Origin of the sequence: Vibrio sp. SCSIO 43153, from assembly GCF_023716625.1 — a bacterium.
GTDB classification, from domain to species: Bacteria; Pseudomonadota; Gammaproteobacteria; order Enterobacterales; family Vibrionaceae; genus Vibrio; species Vibrio rotiferianus.
The window spans coordinates 2,930,059-2,953,044 of record NZ_CP071855.1; the positions used below are offsets into that span (position 1 = coordinate 2,930,059).

A 22,986-nucleotide genomic window follows, 5' to 3' on the forward strand; every position below is an offset into this window, starting at 1 on the left:
CACTGCCTAAAGATGAATTTATGGGCGAGGCAGTGTTTTGTAATCTGGTAATTTACGCGCTGGGTCGAAATAGTCAAAGATCATCGCTTCCGCTTCCGGGTAGAAATCACAAGGAACAAAAATGCTGCGCAGCCAATGGCATTTCGGATGGTAAAAGCTCAACTCAGCGGCATGCAGTTCTAGGCGTTCAGAGAAGGCTTTCGCTTCTTCGGTTGCGTAAAACTCATCGCCCACAATCGGGTGACCTAATGCCTGCATATGAACTCGCAATTGGTGTGATCGACCAGTGATCGGCAACAAACGTACAATCGTCGTCTTTGAACCATCAGGATGTTCTTCTCGCTTCGCTACTTGGAACAGCGTCTTAGAAGGTTTGCCATCTTCAAAACACACTTTCTGCAACGGACGATTAGGCCAATCACAAATCAGCGGCAGGTCAATCTCACCCTCTTCTTGCTCTATATGACCCCAAACGCGCGCGTAGTAAATCTTATGCGTCAATCGGTATTGAAACTGCTTTTTTAACGCACTTTCTGCACGTTTGTTTTTAGCGAGCACCATCAAGCCAGAAGTGCACATATCTAAACGATGCACAACTTGAATGTCAGGGTATTGCTCGGTTAAGCGACCCCACATGCTGTCATGATGCTCAGCAAGACGCCCCGGCACAGAAAGCAAACCAGATGGCTTGTTTACCGCCAAAATTTGCTCATCTTCAAAAACGACATCAATCCAAGGGTCGGTTGGTGGATTGTACTCAAGCATTGCCATGGGCAGGATCTCTACAAAAAAAAACGCGCTGATTATACCCAAGAGATGCAAAGATGCATGCAGAAAAATCGCTTAAATCCTGCCTCTTTTTACCATCGATATAACTTTTAGAAATAACAAAAATAGCCAAGTCAATAACGAAGAGAAAAATTAAAAAAATCACTTCGTAAATATAAATTGACAAGCTGAGCGGTAATGTTATTTATAAGCATAGTTGACACAAAAAGGACAATAATAAATGGAATCCGCAGTATCCGATCAACCCCAATCCAAAGTCTCGCAATTCTTCCGCTCCCTTGGCCCTGGTATTCTTATGGCCTCTGCCGCCGTCGGTGGCTCTCACCTTGTTGCATCCACCAAAGCTGGGGCGATCTACGGCTGGCAACTCGCGGCGCTCATCCTGCTGGTAAACCTTTTTAAATACCCATTCTTCCGAGCAGGCGTGCAATACACCATGGGCACAGGTAAAACTCTGGTTGAAGGCTATGCAAAGCTTGGTCGCCCATACTTGTGGTTGTTCTTGTTTCTTAGTGCTGTTTCAGCGGTAATCAATACAGCAGCCCTGTTGATGTTCAGTGCTAGCTTGTTGGGCTACTTCATTCCATTTTCATTGTCGATGGCATCGCTCAGCATCATCGTATTGGTCACGTGCTTGGTGATCCTATTTGCTGGTCATTACAAAGCGCTAGATACACTCTCTAAAGCCATCATGACCGTATTGACCATTGCGACTTTGCTGGCGGTGGCGATTGCATTTGGTAACCCTGTAGAGCCTGTTGCGAACTTTGAATCCCCTTCTCCGTGGTCAATTGCAGCAATCGGCTTTATCGTTGTGACCATGGGCTGGATGCCTGCTCCAATCGAGATCTCTTGTTTGACGTCTGCGTGGTTAAAACGCCAAACTAGCCAACAAGAAGTTACGGCAAAATCTGCCCTGTTTGATTTCAATGTCGGCTACATTGGCACAGCGGTACTGGCTTTGGTGTTTGTATCGCTAGGCGCGTTGATGTTGCACGGCTCAGGCATCGAGCTTAAGAGCTCCGGCGTAGGCTTCTCCCACCAGCTTGTTGGATTGTACGCTTCGACCATTGGTGAGTGGTCACGTTACTTAATTGCAGTGATTGCGTTCTTCTGTATCTTCGGTAGTACGATTACGGTGATTGATGGTTATTCACGTGTCATTTCAGACTCTCAGCGCCTACTGCGTTCACAGCCAGAAACCGATCCAAAAGCGACGTCTGCGATCATGCTGATCGTATCGCTACTAGCTTTAGGTATTGTTGTGTTCTGGGCTTCGGCACTGCTGCCAATGTTGGACTTTGCCATGGTGCTGGCATTTATGACGACACCGTTTTTCGCGCTATTGAACTACATTCTAGTGAGTAAAACGGACTTACCTAAGCCATTGGCATTGGGTCGTAAATTGAAGTGGTTGTCGATTGCTGGTTTGATTTACTTATTCGGCTTCTTAGCACTGTTTATTTGGTGGAAGTGGTTGATGTAATTAGCTGCGAGCGACTAACTTAGCTCGTGGGATAAACAAAGCTCAGATAAAGAAAAAGGTCTTCAATTGAAGACCTTTTTTCGTTTGTATGAACGCTGATTAGTTGTGGCTGACCACAATCAGACGTAGCGAATCTAGCTGAACCTGAGCTTGGTTGATGTAACCTGTTAGCTCTTTGATTTGCTCTTCAATCGCTTCAATTTCTTCATCACGGATGTTCGGGTTTACCGCTTTCAGTGCTTGTAGACGCTCAAGCTCGGCATTCAAGCTTTGCTGCATATCTTGATGCGCTTGCTTACGAACTTCTTCCACTTTTTGCTCAACCAATGCGTCACCCGCTTCGATTAGGCTGTGAATGTCTTTCTGTACTGATGTCACTAGCTTGCTGCCTAGGTGACGGTTTACCGGGCTAAGCTGACGGTTGAAACCTTCAAACTCAACCTGAGAAGACAGATCGTTACCACGAGCATCCATCATCATGCGAATTGGCGTCTTCGGTAGGAAACGAGCAATGCCGCTGCGTTTTGGTGCTTGTGCATCCACCGCGTATACCAGTTCAAGTAGGATAGTGCCCACTGGTAGCGCTTTATTCTTCAGTAGAGAAACCGCAGAGGTACCCACGCCTTCGCTCATCAGCAAATCGATACCACCTTGAATCATTGGGTGTTCCCAACTGATGAAGTGCATGTCTTCACGAGACAGCGCAGTATCACGGTCAAACGTGATTGTCGCGCCTTCATATGGCAAGCCTGGGTAACTTGGCACCATCATGTGTTCAGATGGCGTTACCACAAGTGCGTTCTCGCCTTTGTCGTCTTGGTTCAAGCCAATGGTGTCGAACAGAGACAACGCGAATGTCACTAGGTTTGTATCGCCATCTGTCGATGCGATTTTCTCAACGATTTGCTGTGCTTTATCACCGCCATTTGAGTGCATCTCTAGTAGGCGGTCACGACCTTGCTCAAGTTGTGATTTCAGCTCTTTGTTCATCTTCGCTGATTCTTCAATCACTTCATCAAGGTTTGAAACATCACCAGATGCCAGCATTTCAATCAGCGCATCAGAGTACTTATCGTAAACCGCACGACCTGTTGGACAGGTTTCAGCAAACGCGTTCAGACCTTCATCGAACCAACGCGCCAGAATCGCTTGCGATGTGCCTTTCAGGTAAGGTACATGAATGTCGATATCACGCTTCTGACCGATACGGTCCAAACGACCAATACGTTGCTCTAGCAAGTCTGGGTTGAACGGCAAATCGAACATCACAAGTTGGTTAGCAAACTGGAAGTTACGACCTTCTGAGCCGATTTCACTACAGATAAGAACCTGCGCGCCACCCTCTTCTTGCGCGAAGTAAGCCGCTGCTTTGTCACGCTCAAGGATCGACATACCTTCGTGGAATACAGTTGCACGAATACCTTCACGCTCACGCAATGCTTGCTCAAGTTGTAGTGCCGTACTTGCACGAGAAGCAATAACCAGCACTTTGTCGCTGCGCTTCTCTTTTACTTTCTCAAGTAGCCAGTTCACACGTGAGTCAAACTGCCACCAGCTTGAATCTTCACCTTCAAACTCTTGGAAGATTTCTTCTGGGTAAAGGTTCTTCACCGCGCGTGCTTCTGGTGTCATCTTGCCACCGATCATGCCTGATACACGCATTGACGTGGTGTACTGCTGCGGAATGTCCATTGGCATTAGATGTACGTTACGCTTCGGGAAGCCTTTGATCGCTGCACGCGTGTTACGGAACAGAACGCGACCAGTACCGTGACGATCCATTAGGTTGTCGATCAGCTCTTGGCGCGCTGACGCTTTCGCTTCTTCATCACTGTCGCTTTCAATAATGCGGAATAGTGGCTCAACGTCTTGCTCAGAAAGCAGTTCAGTAATTTGGTTTTTCGCTTCGTCAGGCAGCTTCTCACCAGAGAATAACGACGTGATAGCATCCGCAACAGGTGCGTATTGCTCTTCTTCTTCAACAAATGCGTCGTAATCGTAGAAACGATCTGGATCTAGCAGACGTAGACGAGCGAAGTGGCTTTCACGACCAAGTTGTTCTGGTGTCGCTGTCAGTAGTAGTACACCCGCAGTACGTTCTGCCAAGCCTTCTACCACTTGGTATTCGCGGCTTGGTTTGTCTTGGCTCCACTCTAGGTGGTGCGCTTCATCGACAACCAATAGATCCCACTCGCCTTCTAGCGCTTGCTCAAAACGCTTGCGGCTCTTACGTAGGAAATCCAGAGAACACAATACGTATTGCTGCGTATCGAATGGGTTTTCTGCTTCTGCGAACGCTTCAATACAACGCTCTTCATCAAAGATAGAGAAGTGCAGGTTGAAACGACGCATCATCTCAACGAGCCACTGGTGTTGCAGTGTCTCTGGTACCACGATAAGAATACGCTCGGCACGACCAGCCAGCACTTGCTGGTGGATGATCATGCCTGCTTCGATGGTTTTACCAAGGCCCACTTCATCCGCTAGCAATACGCGAGGCGCATGACGACGACCGACTTCGTGCGCGATGTAAAGCTGATGAGGGATCAAACCTGCGCGCATGCCACACAGACCACGCATTGGGCTCTTGTGTTGTTCAAATTGGTTTTGTAGCGCACGGTAGCGAAGTACAAAGTTGTCCATGCGGTCGATTTGACCTGCGTACAACTTGTCTTGCGGCTTGTTAAAACGAATGTGGTTGCTTAGGAAGATTTCACGCAACACGATCGCCGTCTCTTGCGTGTCTTCACGAGTACCGAAATAGGTGTATAGACCTTCATCTTCCAGTACTTCTTCAACTTTTAATGACCAACCTTCTTGGCAATCGATGACATCACCGACGTTGAACGTTACTCGGGTAACTGGTGCATCGTTACGTGCGTAAACTCGGTTTTCCTCTGATGCTGCAAACATCAATGTCACAGTACGAGCATCCATTGCTACTACGGTACCTAAACCTAAATCGCTTTCCGTATCGCTAATCCAGCGCTGCCCCAAAGCAAATGTCATGAATTGACTACCTCGTTATTAGTTCTTGATTCGTATTTCTTGTTGGTCTACTCACACCCGAAGGCATGGGTAATAGTTTAGATCTGATTCTGGCTTCTGCTATGCCAATCGAGCTTGTCATGCCACTATTGCTGAACATTTTTAAGCCAGCTAAGCATAATAATTCTCTCATAGCCTATGCCCAGAAAAAGGTCGCTAATCTTACTTGAAGCTGTGATTTAGGTCACGTCGAAACGGCTGTAAGGGCAAACTTTTTTTCCTGAATTAGGAATGCAATCAAATTGTAAAAAACTCATGACAATTATTGAGTTGTAAGAAGTAAATATTACGTATACTTCTATTAAGGGGCGCTAAGAATCATTGAACATGATTTGAGCGCATTAAGTACACGATTAGGATCAACACGGGTTTGCTAGTAAGTTGTCTTGCTACTCGGTTGCGCACTAACCGACATTGCCCGACAACCTCTATTGCAAGCAATTAGAGTTAGGAAGAACTTTCCTTCTTAACTTTTAGCCAGCAAAGCCGCACTGCGGCAAGGAGACGCTATGGGCGATACCGATCGGAAACTGTTTGTACTCGATACTAACATTCTTCTTCATGAACCCTTCGCCATCTTCTCTTTCCAAGAACACGATGTCGTCATTCCAATGACCGTGTTGGAAGAACTCGACCGAATCAAAGACAGTAAACGCGATGTAGCAAGGGATGCACGCGTTGCTATTCGCGCCTTGGAAGATCTGTTTAAAGACGCAACACCGGATGAAATCTCTGAAGGTATTCCGGTTGCTAAAGACACCTCTTCCCAAGGCACCATCTCTATTTTGGCGGACTTCGAATTGCAGGAAACCGTCAAAGCCTTCGCCGACAAAGCCGGTGACAACCGCATCCTCAATGCGGTGCTTTATCTGCAAAATAAACGTGCACCACGAGAAGTTGTGCTCGTAACCAAAGACATCAACATGCGTTTGCGAGCCAAAGGTGCTGGCGTACGTTTCGTTGAAGACTATCGCACGGATCAACTGATTGATGATATCCAATACCTCACCAAAGGCTTCCAACAACGTGAAGGCGATTTTTGGAGTGGTGTTGATGAAGTTGATAGCTATGCGCTGGGCGGAAAAACATTCCACAAACTCAGTCGCGAGCCGTTCGAGCCGACCTTTATTAATCAATACGTGATTGATGAGGAGAGTGATTTTGTAGGACGAGTAGAAACCATCAATGAAGATAAAGTCACGCTACTCGATCTCAGTCGTGAGCGCATGATGCATCGACGTGCTTGGGACATTACACCGAAAAATATCTATCAAGGCATGGCAATGGATGCCCTACTCGATCCAGACATTGATTTGGTGATTCTGACTGGTGCCGCTGGTAGTGGTAAAACGCTCCTTGCCATGGCAGCTGCACTGGAACAAACCATTGAAAAAGGCATGTTCGATAAGATCATCGTAACGCGCAACACGCCAGACATTGGTGAGTCGATTGGTTTCTTGCCAGGCTCGGAAGAAGAGAAAATGATGCCGTGGTTGGCAGCGGTGACCGATACTTTGGAAGCTCTGCATAAGAACGACCACTGCACCGAAGGTTCGATGAAGTACATCTGTGATAAAGCCAACATTCAGTTTAAGTCGATTAACTTTATGCGTGGTCGCTCGATCCAGAATGCATTTGTCCTGCTCGATGAGTGTCAGAACTTAACCGCTTCACAAATCAAAACCATCATCACCCGTTGTGGTGAAGGGACGAAGATTGTGTGTTCGGGTAACTTGGCACAAATTGACTCCCATTACCTCACACCAGTCACATCTGGTTTGACGTATATGGTTGAACGCTTCAAGAACTTTGAAGGCAGCGCCAACATTCACCTCAACGGTGTGGTGCGCAGTCGCTTGGCAGAGTTTGCCGAAGAAAACTTATAATAACTATTTTCCTTCCCTTAAAAACAAAAAGAGCGCTCAGTGAGCGCTCTTTTATTCTTTAATAGCTTAACGTTTGATGCTCTGGGCTAAAAGTCGAGATTCCCTATCATCGCTCCTTCGTCGCGGTAGGGAATGACGATCTTTAACGTCATAGCTAATTGGTAGCTAATGCTTACTCAGTACCACCAACGGTAATGGAATCTAGCTTCAATGTTGGCTGACCAACGCCAACCGGCACGCTTTGACCCGCCTTACCACACACGCCAACACCTCTGTCGATGCTCAGGTCGTTACCCACCATAGAGACTTGCTGCATCGCTTCAATACCAGAGCCAATCAGCGTTGCGCCTTTCACTGGGCGAGTGATTTTACCATCTTCAATCAAGTACGCTTCCGATGCAGAGAACACGAACTTACCAGAAGTGATGTCCACCTGACCGCCACCAAAGTTTGGTGCGTATAGACCTCTCTTCACCGTAGAGATGATCTCTTCTGGCGTGTGCTCACCCGGTAGCATGTAAGTATTAGTCATACGTGGCATTGGTAGGTGCGCATATGATTCGCGGCGACCGTTACCTGTTGGATTTACACCCATTAGGCGTGCGTTCAACTTATCTTGCATGTAGCCTTTTAGCACACCATTTTCGATAAGCGTGTTGTATTGACCGTTCACGCCCTCATCATCCACATTCAATGAACCACGCAGATCTTTCAGTGTGCCATCATCCACGATCGTACAGAGTGGAGACGTCACTTGCTCACCCATTTTGCCAGAGAACACTGACGACTCTTTACGGTTGAAGTCACCTTCTAAACCGTGGCCTACCGCTTCGTGCAGCAATACGCCCGGCCAGCCAGAGCCAAGTACTACAGGCATCATGCCTGCAGGAGCGGCTTCCGCTTCTAGGTTCACCAGCGCCATACGAATCGCTTCATCAGCAAATTGGAAGGCCTGTTTCACGCCGTCTGTTTCAGACAAGAAGAAGTCGTAACCGAAACGACCACCGCCACCAGCACTGCCGCGTTCACGGCGATCACCTTTTTCAGCAAGAACGCTGATTGATAGACGGACAAGCGGACGAATATCGCCAGCATAAGTACCGTCGGTTGCTGCCACTAGCATTTGCTCATGCACACCACTGATGCTGATAGATACTTCTTTGATCATTGGCTCTTTGGTACGGATGTACGCGTCCAGAGACAACAACAGTTCGGTTTTTTGTTGCTTTTCCCAGCTTGCTAGTGGGTTTACCGCATCGTAGTAAGCTTGGTTATCAGAACGCTTGAACGCGTGTACTTTGCCGTTTTGACCTTGCTGCGCAATACCACGCGCGGCAATCGCACTTTGCTTCAAACCTTCTAGTTGAATTTGGTCTGAATAGGCGAAACCGGTTTTCTCGCCTGTGACTGCTCGTACACCGACACCACAGTCAATATTGAAAGAGCCATCTTTAATGATGCTGTCTTCTAGAACCAGAGACTCGTGCCAGCTGGACTGAAAGTAAATGTCCGCATAATCGATCTGGCGCGTCGCAATGCTCGCTAGTGTGTCAGCGATGTCTTGCTCTGTCAGACCGTTTGGGGCAAGGAGTGCCTGTTCTATTTGGTTTATGCTCATAGTTAGCTCTTTTATTTCCGTTTCAATTCATTTTGAAAGCGACTGTGTTGAGTCAGCGGCATATTCTGCCTTACTTGCTGGTTGTGTGACAAATCTATCTCCGCCACCAGCAATCCTACTTGGTCATTCAATTGTTGGTGAACGCTTCCCCAAGGGTCTATCACCATGGAGTGCCCCCAAGTTTGGCGACCACAAGGGTGCGTTCCTGTTTGCCCACAGGCAAGAATCCAGCATTGGGTTTCTATCGCTCGTGCTCTTAGCAGTATTTCCCAATGCGCTTCTCCCGTAACAGCGGTAAAGGCAGCGGGCACAGCTATAATTTGAGCCCCTGCGAAGCGTAACGCTTTAAACAATTCAGGAAAGCGTACGTCGTAGCAAATACTTAAGCCTACCGTACCAATATTGGTCTCTACCGTCACGATACGATTACCAGCACTAAAGGTATCCGACTCACGATAGCTGCCATGTCCATCGGCGACATCCACATCAAACATATGCAGCTTATCGTAGTGAGCAATGCACCCGCTTTGCGGTGAGAAAACCAACGTTGTAGTGGTAACACCTTGCTCAGTACGAATCGGCATGCTACCCACGATTAAAGTCAGTTGGTTGTGCTGTGCGATATCAGATAAACACTGTTGAATCGGACCGTCACCCAAGGCTTCTGCATTCTGGTGATACGCCTCTCGGTTGGCAAACTGTGTGGCGTTCTCTGGCGTCACAACCAGCTTAACACCTTGCTCGGCAGCCAATGCACACTGCTTGGCAATGAAGTCCAGATTCTCCTCGATATCTGGGCCGGATGTCATTTGAATGATGCCAACACGTTCCATGTTCTCTATTCCTTGTACGTAAGAAGAGTAACTGCGCGATTATTTCGCTTGTTCGCGCAGCTTTTCTGGCAACTTGTATTCGCCTTTGCTTCGTGAAATCTCTTTTACAGTAGGTGAATCCAGTGGACCTTTCACTTCATAGTTTACTTGCGTGAAGACCTCTACTACAGGAGAAATCACCGTCGAAATTGCCAGTACATACAGCGCTGTTTGAGGGGCGACTGCAAATGCTGTCAGCATTGGAATACCTGATGTAATGTCTGGAGTGAACTTCACTTCCGCATCAACCAAACGAGTGTTCATATCAGCAATACCGCGGATCTGCATTTCACCAGCCAAGGCATCCATCACAATATCGTTGGTGATAAACACACCGTCTTGGATTTTACCGGTGCCCGTAATTGAGTTAAAAGCCATGCCTTTGTCGAATACATCGGTAAAGTCGAGCTGCATCTTACGAATGATAGAATCGAGACTAAACAGACCTAACAATCGCGCAGCACCGCTGACTTCAGTGATCACGCCTTTGCCAAACTCACTAGAAACCTCTCCTTGCAAGCTCTGCGTTTTCATTGCCCACGGAGCACCATCCCAATCTAATTGTGCATCAATTCCGAATGGAGCCTGTTGTATGCCAGAAGTAATACCAAAACGCTCCATTAAGTCACTGTTGTTTTCACCTTGAACCTTCATGGTGAGATTCGAATGGCTGCGCTCTTTGCTTAGCTCCCACCAACCATTCATATCGACTCTATTCTGGCCACTGCTGAAGGTGACATTTTTCCATTCAAGGCGGTTATCACGACGCTCAAGTTCTACGTTGACCTTACCCACTTTGTAACCTTGCAACCAAAAATCGTCGATATTCAGCGTTAAGTTTGGCATCTCCGCATGAAACTTACGATCAAAGTTTGAGATAAGCGGAGCCGCTTGGTCTTCACTGGCAAACAATGAATTGCGCTCTTTTGTCATCTCATCAAAACCAGGAATATAAAGGTGCAAGTGTTCCAGTGAAACCGATAAATCGTAAGGCTTGAGGTAGTTAGCTTTGCCTTTTACCTCTTGGCTATTAACATCTAATAGCCAGCTTAAGTTCTTCTTACGTGCAGTTAGATCGACATCGTGAAACTCTATGCCGGCCAGTTGAAGGGTTTGCACGTCTAAATCAATATTAGTTGGTTTAGGAATAGCTGGCGTCGCCATCTCAGAGAGCACAGATGGCTGGTCGCTTACAGGAACATGCATCAGTTCAGCCCAGCGATCGATACTCAGCTCATCCAAGCGAATTGAAGCATGGTGACCAACAATTGGATTCATTCTAAAACCGCCATTCCCGATCACAAGATTGGTCGCAGTAAGCTCAGGAACGTTACCAGTAATATCGATTTCAGTTTGATATTTCGCACTTGGTAATTGCAAGCGAGCAGAAATCACTTCTTGATTACCTGAAGCTTGTAACTTTGCTGTGCCTGCTTCTCCAGTCGCCTTAGCTAATGGATATGGGTATTCGCTTGCTAATTGGTTCAGTTTCGCAATGACATCCACTTGGTAAGTAAAACCAACATCATTGAGTTGAAGCTCAACATCCATCTGCCAAGGCGCATGACCAGAAACTAAATTTAGCCAACGTTCACCTAAGTAGGGTTTTAGCGGGTCGACTTCCCAATCCCCCAAGGTGTTAATGGTCACGTTATAGCCTTGCTCAGCATTCTTCCCACGAAAATCGAGAGAGATGGGTTGGTTTAACAACTTGGCAGATAAGCCCGATGTCGTCACAACATCGTTATCAAACTTGATTCGCCCTGTCGCACTTTCTAGTCGCATTGGTGGCGCATCAATATCAACACGATTATTTTTAAGATCCGCGTACCCCCAAGCTCGCGCATCTTTTTCCATATCAAATGGAATATTTAACTGAAACTCTGAATAAACCGGACCACTCACTTGCAATGCCGTCAATGCAGCCCCAACAGAGTCAACCAATGGGGTTGCCATCATGTAATCGCGAACTTCATTCCCTGACGCGCTTGCTTTGGCTTCAATTTCGATGTGACCACCTTCGGCCAATTCGGGAATGCGCCCTGTGATACGTTTGGCTTTAACACCATTCAATGTCGCCGATTTGGAATCCAAATACATCGCATCATTTTCAAATAGCAGATCCAGTTGTAAGTTGGTAATGGTTGGCCACGCAGTATCAAAACTGAAATTTGCATCCTTTAGCCCAACCCAAGCTTGGAACATGCCATTGTGCTCTTTGTATGGAAAATCACCCAGTTCGCCATACCAAAGTAGTTTTGCGGTATTGACCTTACCACCTTGAATCGCAGTAGAGAGATAGTCTGTCAGATCTTGTCCAAGCGCTAACGTCGGCAGGTAACGCCAAGTTTCACCTGCGTTGTAGAGGTCAGCTTCGGCATAAAACGATAGGAATGGACTTTGCTCTTTCGGGAAGTCGAGACGGAATGCGCCCAGCACTTGTAGATCCGGTGTCGCTGCGGTAACTTTGTCCGACCAAAGACGCCAGCCCTCTTCATCTTGCTGCCAAATGATGTCCACTTCACCTTGCTTAATATTCAACGGCGCTTGAAACACATCACCGTACGGGAAAACATCATCTATCACCGTGACTTTTGCTTTTGCTTGATCTAGGTTACCCGCCACCTTACCTTGCACATGATTGAAACCCGGAAGCAGTTCCCATTGGGTTAAACCTAGCTCATCCACTTCAGCAGAGTAACGCAGCGTATCTAAACCACCATTCATTGCTAGACGAATGTCTTCCACTCGCCCCTTTGGCGCGAGCTTATCGAGAAAATCGGTAGTAGATTCAGACTTTGGCGCCAATTTCACCAAAGGTGTTAGCGCTTCAATATCCAATTGAGAAAGGTTGAGTAACCAACCATCTGGCTGCCAATCAAAAGCCACATCCAATTCAGGCCATGGCCTGTCATCCGTGCGGACTTTTAGTGAGTGACCATTTACTTTCCAACCTTTTTTATCTGGTGAAAGCTTGAAAATACCCGACTCTAGGAGCAATTCGTGGCGACCTTTCTCATTCCACACCAGCTCAGACGGCTGCAGATCGACATAAGCGTAACTCGGTTGGCTATGTCTTAGTGTGAGCCAAGTGTTGAGGCTGACTTTACCCGACTCCACGCCAGATTCATTTTGCATGTAGGTCGTTAGCCAAGGTGTCACAGAAACCTCTTGAGCACTCACATAAAACTCGCCGGAGACATCACGCAACGACCCGTGATCTGTGAAGTTAGCGCGCACTAACAATGAATTGAGACTCGCATCGGCAATGCTCACTGTACCTTCGGCTAGGTGATGCTTACCTTGGTTACTCCAGCGGAGTTGTTCGATATCTAAACGACGGGTTTCACCTGAAATGGACTTATACCAAACTTGAGATTTGGTAATAGTAAAATCTTCAAATTGGCGTAATAGTAACGAATCTAACTTATCAATAAGAGTCGACTCATTACTTCTTAACTCAGGTTTTGCGGGTGCCGTTGGACGCTCTTCTATTGATAGAAAGTCAATATTTCGGATATCTAACGCTAAATCTCGAATAGTTAAGTCAGCGACAACTGGCTTAAGTGACAAGAGTGACTGGATAAGGTCAAACTCAATTTGAATCTCATCAACAGCGAAGCTTGCATCTTGGTTGTTTGGTAGATTCGCCTGAAGACCTTGCAGGGCGATTGAAGGGTGGCTGTTTCGCCATGCGCCACTCACGCTAGCGATAGAAAAGTCAAAACCTGTGCCTTGCTTGACCCAGGTTTTGATTTCATCTTGAAAGTGATTAAGTTGTGGCAGCGCTATACGTAACGTGGTGACAAGAATGGCCAACGATACCAAAATTGTCACTACACCCCACGCAATAACGCGTCCGAAACGGTTAAAACCAGAATTCACAAATATTCCAATTACATCATCACAACATCAAACTGCTCTTGAATATAAAGAGGCTCAGCTTGAATGCGCACTTGCTTACCAATAAAGACTTCTAACTCAGCTAAGGCATGAGACTCATCACCAAGTAGCGTTTCTGCAACTGATGGTGAAGCATACACAACAAAGTTATCGGCGTCGTAAGCACGATTAACTCGTGTGATTTCACGTAGGATCTCGTAGCAAACTGTTTCGACAGTTTTAACGCTGCCACGCCCTTCACAAGTAGGACAACCTGAACAAAGGATATGTTCAATACTTTCACGCGTGCGCTTACGCGTCATCTCAACCAAACCAAGCTGAGTAAAGCCATTAATGTTGGTTTTCACTCGGTCTTTCGATAACGCAGTTTCAAGCGAGGTTAGTACTCGCTTACGGTGCTCTTCTGATGCCATATCGATAAAATCGATAATGATAATACCGCCTAGGTTACGCAGACGCAGTTGACGGGCGATAGCTTGAGTCGCTTCAACGTTAGTATTAAAGATTGTTTCTTCAAGGTTACGACGGCCAACAAATGCACCGGTATTGATGTCGACCGTGGTCATGGCTTCCGTTTGGTCAATAATCAGGTAACCACCAGACTTGAGTTCAACTTTGCGCTCCAAAGAACGTTGGATTTCGTTCTCGGTATCATACATATCGAAGATAGGCTTATCACCTTCGTAAAGCTCAAGCTTATCCGTTAACTCCGGCACATACTCCGAGGTAAACTCTTTTAGATTCTCGTACTCAAGGCGAGAATCGACCATGACTTTATCAAGCTCAGTGCCGACAAAATCACGCAGGATACGTTGCGCTAAACCTAGCTCACCGTACAAGGTAGAACGAGTTTTGTATTTTGAACGACGCTCCATCACTTTTTGCCACAAGCGCTTCAAGAATGCAGCGTCTTGCGACAGCTCCTTCTCATCAGCACCTTCTGCTGCAGTACGAATGATAAAGCCGCCGTGCTCATCACAGTAATGATTCACGACTTTCTTTAAACGCTCACGCTCACTTTCGCTTTCAATGCGTTGAGAAACGCCAACATGGCTGGCACCAGGCATAAAGACTAAGTAACGAGAAGGAAGGGTAATATCCGTTGTCAGGCGGGCACCTTTGGTACCAAGTGGATCTTTCACTACCTGAACAACAATATCCTGTCCCTGGCGAACCAATTCAGAAATATCTCGAACCTGAAATTGTTGTTTTTCGTTCTCAGCCACACATTCAGTATGAGGAACGATATCTGACGCGTGTAGGAATGCCGCCTTATCTAAGCCAATATCAACAAACGCCGCTTGCATACCAGGTAATACTCGGCTTACTTTGCCTTTATAGATATTGCCAACGATACCACGACGGGATTCTCGTTCTATATGAACTTCTTGTAGCACTCCACCTTCAATCATGGCCACGCGAGTTTCACTCGGGGTCACGTTAAGCAGCAACTCTGCACTCATGTGCACACCTCAAAAACAATTATAAAAATTCTTGGAGTAGCTGGTCAGTTTCAAAAAGAGGTAAGCCCACTACGGCGTGATAACTTCCTTCTATACGAGTGACAAATCGTCCCCCGAGGCCTTGAATACCGTAACTGCCAGCTTTATCGCATGGTTCCCCTGACTGCCAATATTGTTGTATTTCTTCTTCGGTCAGGTTCTTAAACCATACATCAGTGATGACAACCACTGAACGTTGTTGTTCGGAAGACACGACACTGACTGCTGTCATGACTTGATGTTGGCGTCCAGATAGGAGATCTAGCATTCGCTTAGAATCAGCATAACTCTTGGGCTTCTCTAACACTTGGTTATCGCACACCACCACAGTATCTGAACCCAATACAATCGAATCAGGCTTAGCTAATGCTAAGCCTGCTTGGGCCTTTTCCGTAGAGAGACGCAACACGTAGTCTTTTGCCTGCTCATGGTCTTGTTTTGCTTCCTCTATATCAGGAAGTACAATATCAAATTCATAACCTAACTGAGCAAGCAGTTCTTTTCTCCTCGGGGATCCCGAAGCGAGAACCAGAGACAAGCCTTTAATCAAAACGCTACCTTACGTGCCATAAACGACGAATCCGTCGCATCAATAAAAACATCCATGGCCAGAGTATACAGTTAATTGCAGCCGTCCACAGAGATAATGGATTAAATACTACGTCTTGATTCAAATATTCCCCGCAGAATATCAATACTTCTAAAAGCACAGTCAAAGCAGCAATTAATATTGACTGCTGCCACAGTGCCATATTGCGAATAACGAGAAAGTTCAGCGCAACTAGGTATATCACTATCGACATCATCATGCCGCGAATACCAAGCGTAGAGCCTATCAAAATATCCCACAATAAACCCAACACCAAAGCTGAGCCGACATTGACACGGTTAGGTAGTGCCAGTACCCAATAACAGGTCACGAGAAACAGCCAAGAAGGTCTTAGTAAGTCTAATACCCCCGGCCAAGGGATCGTCTGCAATGTTAAAGCGACAAAAAAGCTAACACCAATGACGAGACGGCTTCGAAATGCACTATTGGCCATTGCTTACCTCATGTTCTGTGTCTTCTTCTGCATTAGACTGCAAAACTTTGTGTTGTCTGTCTTCATTCGGCCAAATCAGCAGCAAGTATCTTAAGCGGTCAAACTCAACCACAGGCTCCGCTTTAATAGAAGCGAACTCTTGTCGAGTATCGTGATCGACGACTGTCACATTCGCAACGGGGTAACCTTCAGGGTAAATACCGCCTAGGCCAGAAGTAACCAATAAGTCGCCCACTTGGATATCGGTACTAGTAGGAATATGCTCTAGTTGAATTTCATCAATCTCACCATTTCCTGACGCAATGACTCGTATATCGTTACGAATCACCTGTACTGGGATGGCGTTCTTTGCATCAGTGAGTAATAGCACGCGAGCATTGTGCGCAGCAACAAACGTCACTTGACCGACAATACCTTTTTCATTGATCACTGGTTGGCCAACATATACGCCGTCGATCTTGCCTTTATCAATCACCACTTGATGACGATATGGTGAAGTATCTACCGCCATAACTTCGGTAACCATTTTCTTCTCGTCACGGACAAATGAAGACCCTAGCAACTTACGCAAACGTTGGTTTTCTTCTTTGTATTGGTCAAGCAAGATAAGCTCACTCTTAAGACGTAGCACCTCGCGCTTAAGACTGCGGCTGTTTTCAAGCAACGTTTGGCGGGTATTCATGCGCTCAAACGCCCCATCAAACATGGTACGAGGCAAGTTAGCAGCATATTGAATAGGCGCCACCATACTATTAAGTAAGTAACGGACATTTGAGAATGTGTCTAGACGACTGTCAGCAAGCATTAAACTAGCAGAAACTATGACAGCAAAAAAAAGACGGGACTGCAGAGAGGGGCCTCTGCCAAAAATCGGTTTCATCTTGTCTTTGACCTGATCGCTACTATCATCATTGGCCTTTGTTTGGCAACCTTATTGCTGAGCAGAGTAGGTGAATAATCGTTTGATTCCAGTCAGAAAATAAGCTTGTAGTATGAGTGGATTAATAAGAGCCGTGAACAAGAAAATGAAGCCCTGTATAGAAGGGCTTCACACTCTTACTTATTCTTCAGAGAAAAGATCGCCACCGTGCATGTCGATCATTTCTAGTGCTTTACCGCCACCACGAGCAACACACGTTAGTGGATCTTCGGCGATAACCACTGGGATACCCGTTTCTTCCATTAGGAGACGATCAAGATCTTTCAGTAATGCACCACCACCCGTAAGAACCATACCGTTCTCTGAGATGTCCGATGCTAGTTCTGGTGGACACTGTTCTAGTGCAACCATCACTGCTGATACGATGCCAGATAGTGGTTCTTGTAGCGCTTCTAGGATTTCGTTTGAGTTCAGGCTAAAGCTGCGTGGCACACCTTCTGCAAGGTTACGACCGCGCACTTCAATCTCTTGAACTTCATCACCAGGGTATGCAGAACCGATTTCGTGTTTGATCTTTTCGGCCGTTGCTTCACCGATCAAGCTACCGTAGTTACGACGCACGTAGTTGATCACAGCCTCATCAAAGCGGTCACCACCGATACGCACAGAAGAAGAGTAAACCACACCGTTTAACGAAATAACTGCAACTTCAGTTGTACCACCACCGATATCGACCACCATTGAGCCTGTTGGCTCAGATACGCGCAGGCCAGCACCAATTGCCGCTGCCATTGGCTCGTCAATTAGGTAAACTTCACGCGCGCCTGCACCTAGCGCTGACTCACGGATAGCACGACGCTCAACTTGCGTAGAACCACAAGGAACACAAACCAGTACGCGTGGGCTTGGTTTAAGGATGCTGTTATCATGCACTTGCTTGATGAAGTGCTGAAGCATTTTTTCTGTTACGTAGAAATCAGCGATTACGCCGTCTTTCATTGGACGGATAGCTGAGATATTACCCGGCGTACGACCAAGCATTTGTTTTGCTGCATGACCGACAGCAGCAACGCTTTTTGCAGAACCTACACGATCTTGACGAATAGCAACTACAGAAGGTTCATCTAGGACAATACCCTGTCCTTTTACGTAAATTAGAGTGTTGGCAGTACCTAAATCGATAGATAGGTCGTTAGAAAACATGCCACGAAGTTTTTTAAACATACTCTTCGCTCATCCTGCAAAAATTTAGAAGACAAAAATTGTCCTAAATGTACCAATGCCTCGCTGACACAGCAAGGCATTGGAGTACAAACATGGGCTGAAACCCTCAATTTCTTGCAGATTCCTTACCTAGAGCAAATAAACGAGCCTTAATTCCCTCCGGTCAGACCCGGTTCTCCTCGATAAATCACCCTGTCGTTACCTCGGTTGATACCAAAAGTAACAATGGTAGATGGATTTTCTTCAGAACCATCATTATCCCAGTCATATTTGAGCCAAGGGAAATTATTCGAACCAGCAGTAAGATCTAACCACAGTTCCGTCTGTTGACGATTCGACTCACTTTCAACTGCAGTAATACTTCTAGAAGTACCATTGGTAACTACACCGCCATCGGCCAAGTTCACATCTACATACTTAGAGTCAGGCTCATTACCCTTCCATTTATGCTCGAATTTCTCTCTCGCACCATAAATAGTGGTTTGACTATCAGAACTGTTCGTCACAAATCGACCACCTTTCCAATATTCTACGGTTAGAGGTACCTGCAATTTAAGTGAATCTGGTTTGCTGTTGTCACCCTGCTTACCGCCAACATCAGCCAAATTAACTCGGCCAAAGCGTAAATCCGGCTGGACAAATAGCTCCTTAGTACCAATAGTCACACCAGCCTTGTCTACTGATGATGAGGAAAGGTCAATAGAAATAGAGGTAGAGGTAGAGGTATCTGACGAGTTCTCTAAGTAGTTAAAAGGGCCATCCGGTTTAGATACCACCTTGCTCCACACAAGCCCACTCGCGCTATATTTCCCGACACTTTGCCCTGAAATATAGGGACCTTTACTGCCATTCAACCAGCTACCAGTGTACGCGGCCGGCGCACTAAACCTACTAACATTTGCCGAGTTATTTTCGTACAAGTTGAATTTCGCGTGGTAACCTTCACCAAAATACGCATAGTTACGTAAAGCGCCGCCTCCTTTCGACAATGCCTCAACGTAGAACTGTTTTAACCCAAAAGGCTGTCCCATATAAGCAAATGCTTGGCCATTTGGATAATCCCATACGTTATTGTACGAAGGCGTTTGATCATTACTGTAAACATTGAATTTACCAGGATAGAAACGTCCAACATTGAGCGTTGCATCAGCAATCTTATACGTGCTACTTCCCAGATAGGTAGAGAATGCTTCGCCTTCCCCGCCAACAGGCGCGGTAGCGGTAAAGTCAAATGAACCTACTTCATCAACAGCCTGCTTGAAAGACACTGAGCCACTAACCCATTTAGCGTCTTCGGGTAGCTTTTCTGTTAGCAGCGTACCATTCACAACATTCCCCTTGTTCACACTCGTTGTCGGGTCTGGATAAGTCACTACGTGGTCAATACTAATATTCGACTCTTGGTAATTTCGGGCAACGTCTCCGTTTGATTGATATGCTGTTACCTGCATTGTGAACTCTTGACCTGCTGGAATGTAGCTTGTGCAATTTGGGGAACATGCGCCATTATCGCTTACGCTCAAACCTAACTTAGCAGGGAAACTTACAAATGATGCAAACCCTGCAGAATCCTTCACATCGTTAACTTTCGCATCGATACGGACTTTACCAACCTCTTTATAGTTAACTTTGAGGTAAGCTTTACCATTTGAATCAAAGTAGACATCGGACAAAGGCTTAGGAACTTGAGGTTGCAATGTGACATGACCACTCCATTTAGCATTGCTGTCACCCGCCTTTTTGTACCATACCTCAACAGATTTCGTTTTATCGACTGGTGCAATCTCGTGAGTCACTTTCATAGTAACATCTCGGCTTTCACCCCCAGTTTTTACATGTGATGAGCAGAATGAAAGATGATCCGTACCGGCAGATTGTCTAGCTGAAACCACATCCCCTATGTTTACTCCGAGTACGTTTTGAGAAAACAACACATTACAGTTCTCGACGGACAGTTCATCACCGTTATTGATACGACAGCGCGCTCCTTCAAAACCAAACTGAGGTACCGAACTATTCGCAACTCCCATCGTAACCGTACCGGCTTTATATCCCTGTAATAGAAGATCAACTGAATTGTTGAAAGTGATGTTCGTGAGCTTTTCTTGCTCTCCATTTACCCAATTAGCGACGCTATTGGTGGATGATGGCAGTAAAGTAACTGTCAATGGCTCTAACTCGCCTTCACTTGCGGCAGCATCTTCTGGATAGGTTTGAGTACACCTTTCATTCATACATGCTTTTAGCGTGACTTTCGAAGGCTGGCACGTACTACCGGATCCTGAATAGTCAAATTCAAAGTGATGGATACCATCCGTTAACTTCTTGTATTTATCTGCACAAACCTGGAAGTCATCAATTTCATGGATATTGGTATATGATCCCGTCGATGCAGTCACAGAAATACGGAAGTTTTCTGGAGCAATAGACTGCCCATAACCATTCATAACATTGAATGATTTGATTAACGTTTCCCAGCGACCACCATCAATTTGACGCTCAATAGAAACCCAAACTCCGCTCGCTCGGTTTTTAACGGTGTTGCGAGAGTCTACAGTCATTCTATAACGGTGGATCTCATCTCTATCTCGACCATTGTAATTTGTTCCGAAGACATCAAGTGCACCGACATCTGTATTGTTTTTAATAAATTTATAGCCACCAAACCAGCCTTCTAGGGACTGACTGTTGTACTGAATTGTCTTCTTATAACCAGCACCGCGAATAGCAATAGATTGTTGGCGACGACCTGGACGGCCATAGTCATTTTCATAATAACTGCCTTCATTCGAGAAGTTACCGTACTCATCGATACCAAATGCTAACCAACCGCCGGCAAAACCTTCTATACCGGGTTTAACACCAAAACCTAAAGGTCCACCAAATGCACCTGTCGCTGGAGGGACATTTGCGTCAGAAAAAACGATACCAACCCCATCTGCACCAGGTCGTGTGGTATTTGAGTGAGCATAATGATTAAACTCCACCTGCATGATGTTGTCATCAGATGGAAAAATGTAGTTGTAGGCTGATGCTGTTGCTTGATTGTATTGGTTACTTGATAATCTAAACTTACCACCAGTAATGCTCGGTTTAGTACTATTCTTAAAGCCCATCACAGACCAGTTTGTAAGAGAGCCTGAGTCAAAGTTTTCAGGTGGCAACAATTCACATTGAACAGGCTCTGGGTCAGGGCCTGGAGGCGTAATTCCACAATAGTCGTAGAAATCTTTGTATTGAGAGCTCTCACCTACGTCAACCGGACATGTACCTCGAGTTTGAGATGCATCACAACTCGTATCATTTAGACCGCAATAACCAACCAATTTACCGTTATAAGAGTATGAAGAGTTTGCGGTTCCGCAAAGCGTTGAGTTACTAGCAATACTTACGTATTTGTTAGTAGGGAAACCAATCGCTTTGGCGTCCGCAAGAATTTTAGCCGACGATAACGCCATTCCCTCATTCTTTACACTCGCGGTACCAAAGACAGAAGAGTTAGTCACGTGTAAGTATTTCTTAGTAGAGACGTCATCGCCAACATATGAATTACTAATGTTTGCACCTTCGTTCCTACTGGAAGCGACACCACACACATAAGAACTTTCAATCACATGAAGATATTTCTTAACATCAACATTACCTTTGATTTTTGAGTTCTTGACCTGACCACCTTCGTTGGAGCTCGATACAACGCCAGAAACTTGAGAATACTGAATATCTACATAGCCTTTCGCGGTAACGTTGCCTCCAACTTGACTGCTGACAATGGCCATACTTTGGTTGCTACCCTGCGTATTATCAATATTTCCATCTACACTAGAATGAGAAACGCTGACGTAGCCTTTAGTAAACACATCACCTGAAATCGATGAACTATTGGAAATAGCAATGGCTGGATTTCCATTACTTTGGGAAGTCACATTTCCTGTCACATCAGTTCTATTGAGCTCAATGTAGCCATCTGCGGAAACAGACTGGTTAACCTTATAGTTTGTGACTTTCACTGCATTCTTAGCGTTGATGTAGCCATCGACAAGTTTAATTGAACCTGATGCTGAAAGTTCCGCCCCACCGTGAGACGAAGATATGTGACCTCCAACGGAAGTGTTCGTTATTTGAATTTGGTTCTTGGCTTCGATATGTGCGCCCACATTTACGTTGTAAAGCGAGATTCCACCATTATCACTATCGACGTAACCATCAACGTTACCGTGATTAATTGTAAGCTGGCTGTAAGCTAAAGCATTTTGTCGAATATCAACATTGCTTAACTGGAGACCATTGTTAACACTTCTCAGTGAACCAAATATTGTTGAATCTGTTAGTTGGATATAACCACCATTATCAACATGGCCATACACATACAGGTTGTGAGCACTAAAAGAATTACGATTCAGATTTAACGATAAGCTGTGGCTAGGGCTACCGATAGTGTTTCTACCACCTAAAGAAGCGTATCGACTTAACACTAATTGCGAAGTGCTTCCCCCAGTAACAATATTATCACCGTAATAGAGATTTACATTGCTAGGACACACGTAAACAGAGAGGCCATTGGAATAATAACCATTTGTTGGGCATGGACTATAAACAGGTACCCATTGACGTTGCCACCTCCCTTTTTCCCTGACCCAATCAACGGTAGGGGTTAGATCATACGTTACAGCAGCAAGCCCTTGAGCACATAACAAAGAGTAGGCTACAGCACCAAGTATTATTCTTTTTTTCATTG

13 protein-coding genes are annotated in these 22,986 nt (G+C 45.8%); 2 read left to right on the forward strand and 11 right to left on the reverse strand.

What is annotated here, in order from left to right; genetic code table 11:
* Positions 1 to 18: 18 nt before the first annotated feature.
* Positions 19 to 771, reverse strand: a complete 753-nt coding sequence (gene rluA / locus J4N37_RS14025) for a bifunctional tRNA pseudouridine(32) synthase/23S rRNA pseudouridine(746) synthase RluA (RefSeq protein ID WP_252041208.1) — start codon at positions 769 to 771, stop codon at positions 19 to 21.
* Positions 772 to 1,009: 238 nt separating this feature from the next.
* Between rluA and J4N37_RS14030 the strand changes: the two genes are divergently transcribed.
* Positions 1,010 to 2,275, forward strand: coding sequence for an NRAMP family divalent metal transporter (locus J4N37_RS14030; RefSeq protein WP_009707642.1), 1,266 nt, complete (start codon positions 1,010 to 1,012; stop codon positions 2,273 to 2,275).
* A 99-nt stretch (positions 2,276 to 2,374) separates the two neighbouring features.
* Here the strand turns inward: J4N37_RS14030 and rapA are convergent, their stop codons facing one another.
* Positions 2,375 to 5,284, reverse strand: a complete 2,910-nt coding sequence (gene rapA, locus J4N37_RS14035) for an RNA polymerase-associated protein RapA (RefSeq protein ID WP_039842652.1) — start codon at positions 5,282 to 5,284, stop codon at positions 2,375 to 2,377.
* 548 nt (positions 5,285 to 5,832) lie between these two features.
* Here rapA and J4N37_RS14040 point away from each other — a divergent pair.
* Positions 5,833 to 7,209 (forward strand): PhoH family protein, encoded by a 1,377-nt coding sequence (locus J4N37_RS14040; protein ID WP_045391589.1) that lies wholly within the window; start codon positions 5,833 to 5,835, stop codon positions 7,207 to 7,209.
* A gap of 172 nt (positions 7,210 to 7,381) precedes the next feature.
* Here the strand turns inward: J4N37_RS14040 and tldD are convergent, their stop codons facing one another.
* From tldD to J4N37_RS14085, 9 genes are all read right to left on the reverse strand, one after another.
* Positions 7,382 to 8,827 carry a metalloprotease TldD gene (tldD, locus tag J4N37_RS14045; protein ID WP_252041210.1) on the reverse strand — a complete coding sequence of 482 codons (1,446 nt, stop codon included), beginning with the start codon at positions 8,825 to 8,827 and terminating at the stop codon, positions 7,382 to 7,384.
* Positions 8,828 to 8,838: 11 nt separating this feature from the next.
* Positions 8,839 to 9,660 (reverse strand): carbon-nitrogen hydrolase family protein, encoded by an 822-nt coding sequence (locus J4N37_RS14050; protein WP_045391583.1) that lies wholly within the window; start codon positions 9,658 to 9,660, stop codon positions 8,839 to 8,841.
* A 39-nt stretch (positions 9,661 to 9,699) separates the two neighbouring features.
* On the reverse strand, positions 9,700 to 13,584 hold the full coding sequence (locus J4N37_RS14055) for a YhdP family protein (protein WP_045391580.1): 3,885 nt from the start codon (positions 13,582 to 13,584) through the stop codon (positions 9,700 to 9,702).
* Between the two features lie 11 nt (positions 13,585 to 13,595).
* Positions 13,596 to 15,065, reverse strand: coding sequence for a ribonuclease G (gene rng / locus J4N37_RS14060; protein WP_071236282.1), 1,470 nt, complete (start codon positions 15,063 to 15,065; stop codon positions 13,596 to 13,598).
* Between the two features lie 19 nt (positions 15,066 to 15,084).
* On the reverse strand, positions 15,085 to 15,654 hold the full coding sequence (locus J4N37_RS14065) for a Maf family protein (RefSeq protein ID WP_010450474.1): 570 nt from the start codon (positions 15,652 to 15,654) through the stop codon (positions 15,085 to 15,087).
* A gap of 4 nt (positions 15,655 to 15,658) precedes the next feature.
* On the reverse strand, positions 15,659 to 16,147 hold the full coding sequence (gene mreD, locus J4N37_RS14070; protein WP_038884595.1) for a rod shape-determining protein MreD: 489 nt from the start codon (positions 16,145 to 16,147) through the stop codon (positions 15,659 to 15,661).
* Positions 16,137 to 17,027: a rod shape-determining protein MreC gene (mreC, locus tag J4N37_RS14075; protein ID WP_010450476.1), complete on the reverse strand. Its 891-nt coding sequence runs from the start codon at positions 17,025 to 17,027 to the stop codon at positions 16,137 to 16,139. Before mreC ends, mreD begins: the two co-directional genes overlap by 11 nt.
* A gap of 180 nt (positions 17,028 to 17,207) precedes the next feature.
* On the reverse strand, positions 17,208 to 18,251 hold the full coding sequence (locus J4N37_RS14080) for a rod shape-determining protein (RefSeq protein ID WP_005381144.1): 1,044 nt from the start codon (positions 18,249 to 18,251) through the stop codon (positions 17,208 to 17,210).
* A gap of 149 nt (positions 18,252 to 18,400) precedes the next feature.
* Positions 18,401 to 22,984, reverse strand: a complete 4,584-nt coding sequence (locus tag J4N37_RS14085; RefSeq protein ID WP_252041212.1) for a DUF8613 domain-containing protein — start codon at positions 22,982 to 22,984, stop codon at positions 18,401 to 18,403.
* Positions 22,985 to 22,986: the final 2 nt, after the last annotated feature.

What these genes read in the sequence shown, in the direction of transcription:
- rluA (WP_252041208.1), bottom strand. Translation starts at nt 771, where the DNA reads ATGGCAATGCTTGAGTACAATCCACCAACCGACCCTTGGATTGATGTC.
- J4N37_RS14030 (WP_009707642.1), top strand. Translation starts at nt 1,010, where the DNA reads ATGGAATCCGCAGTATCCGATCAACCCCAATCCAAAGTCTCGCAATTC.
- rapA (WP_039842652.1), bottom strand. Translation starts at nt 5,284, where the DNA reads ATGACATTTGCTTTGGGGCAGCGCTGGATTAGCGATACGGAAAGCGAT.
- J4N37_RS14040 (WP_045391589.1), top strand. Translation starts at nt 5,833, where the DNA reads ATGGGCGATACCGATCGGAAACTGTTTGTACTCGATACTAACATTCTT.
- tldD (WP_252041210.1), bottom strand. Translation starts at nt 8,827, where the DNA reads ATGAGCATAAACCAAATAGAACAGGCACTCCTTGCCCCAAACGGTCTG.
- J4N37_RS14050 (WP_045391583.1), bottom strand. Translation starts at nt 9,660, where the DNA reads ATGGAACGTGTTGGCATCATTCAAATGACATCCGGCCCAGATATCGAG.
- rng (WP_071236282.1), bottom strand. Translation starts at nt 15,065, where the DNA reads ATGAGTGCAGAGTTGCTGCTTAACGTGACCCCGAGTGAAACTCGCGTG.
- mreD (WP_038884595.1), bottom strand. Translation starts at nt 16,147, where the DNA reads ATGGCCAATAGTGCATTTCGAAGCCGTCTCGTCATTGGTGTTAGCTTT.
- mreC (WP_010450476.1), bottom strand. Translation starts at nt 17,027, where the DNA reads ATGAAACCGATTTTTGGCAGAGGCCCCTCTCTGCAGTCCCGTCTTTTT.
- J4N37_RS14080 (WP_005381144.1), bottom strand. Translation starts at nt 18,251, where the DNA reads ATGTTTAAAAAACTTCGTGGCATGTTTTCTAACGACCTATCTATCGAT.
- J4N37_RS14085 (WP_252041212.1), bottom strand. Translation starts at nt 22,984, where the DNA reads ATGAAAAAAAGAATAATACTTGGTGCTGTAGCCTACTCTTTGTTATGT.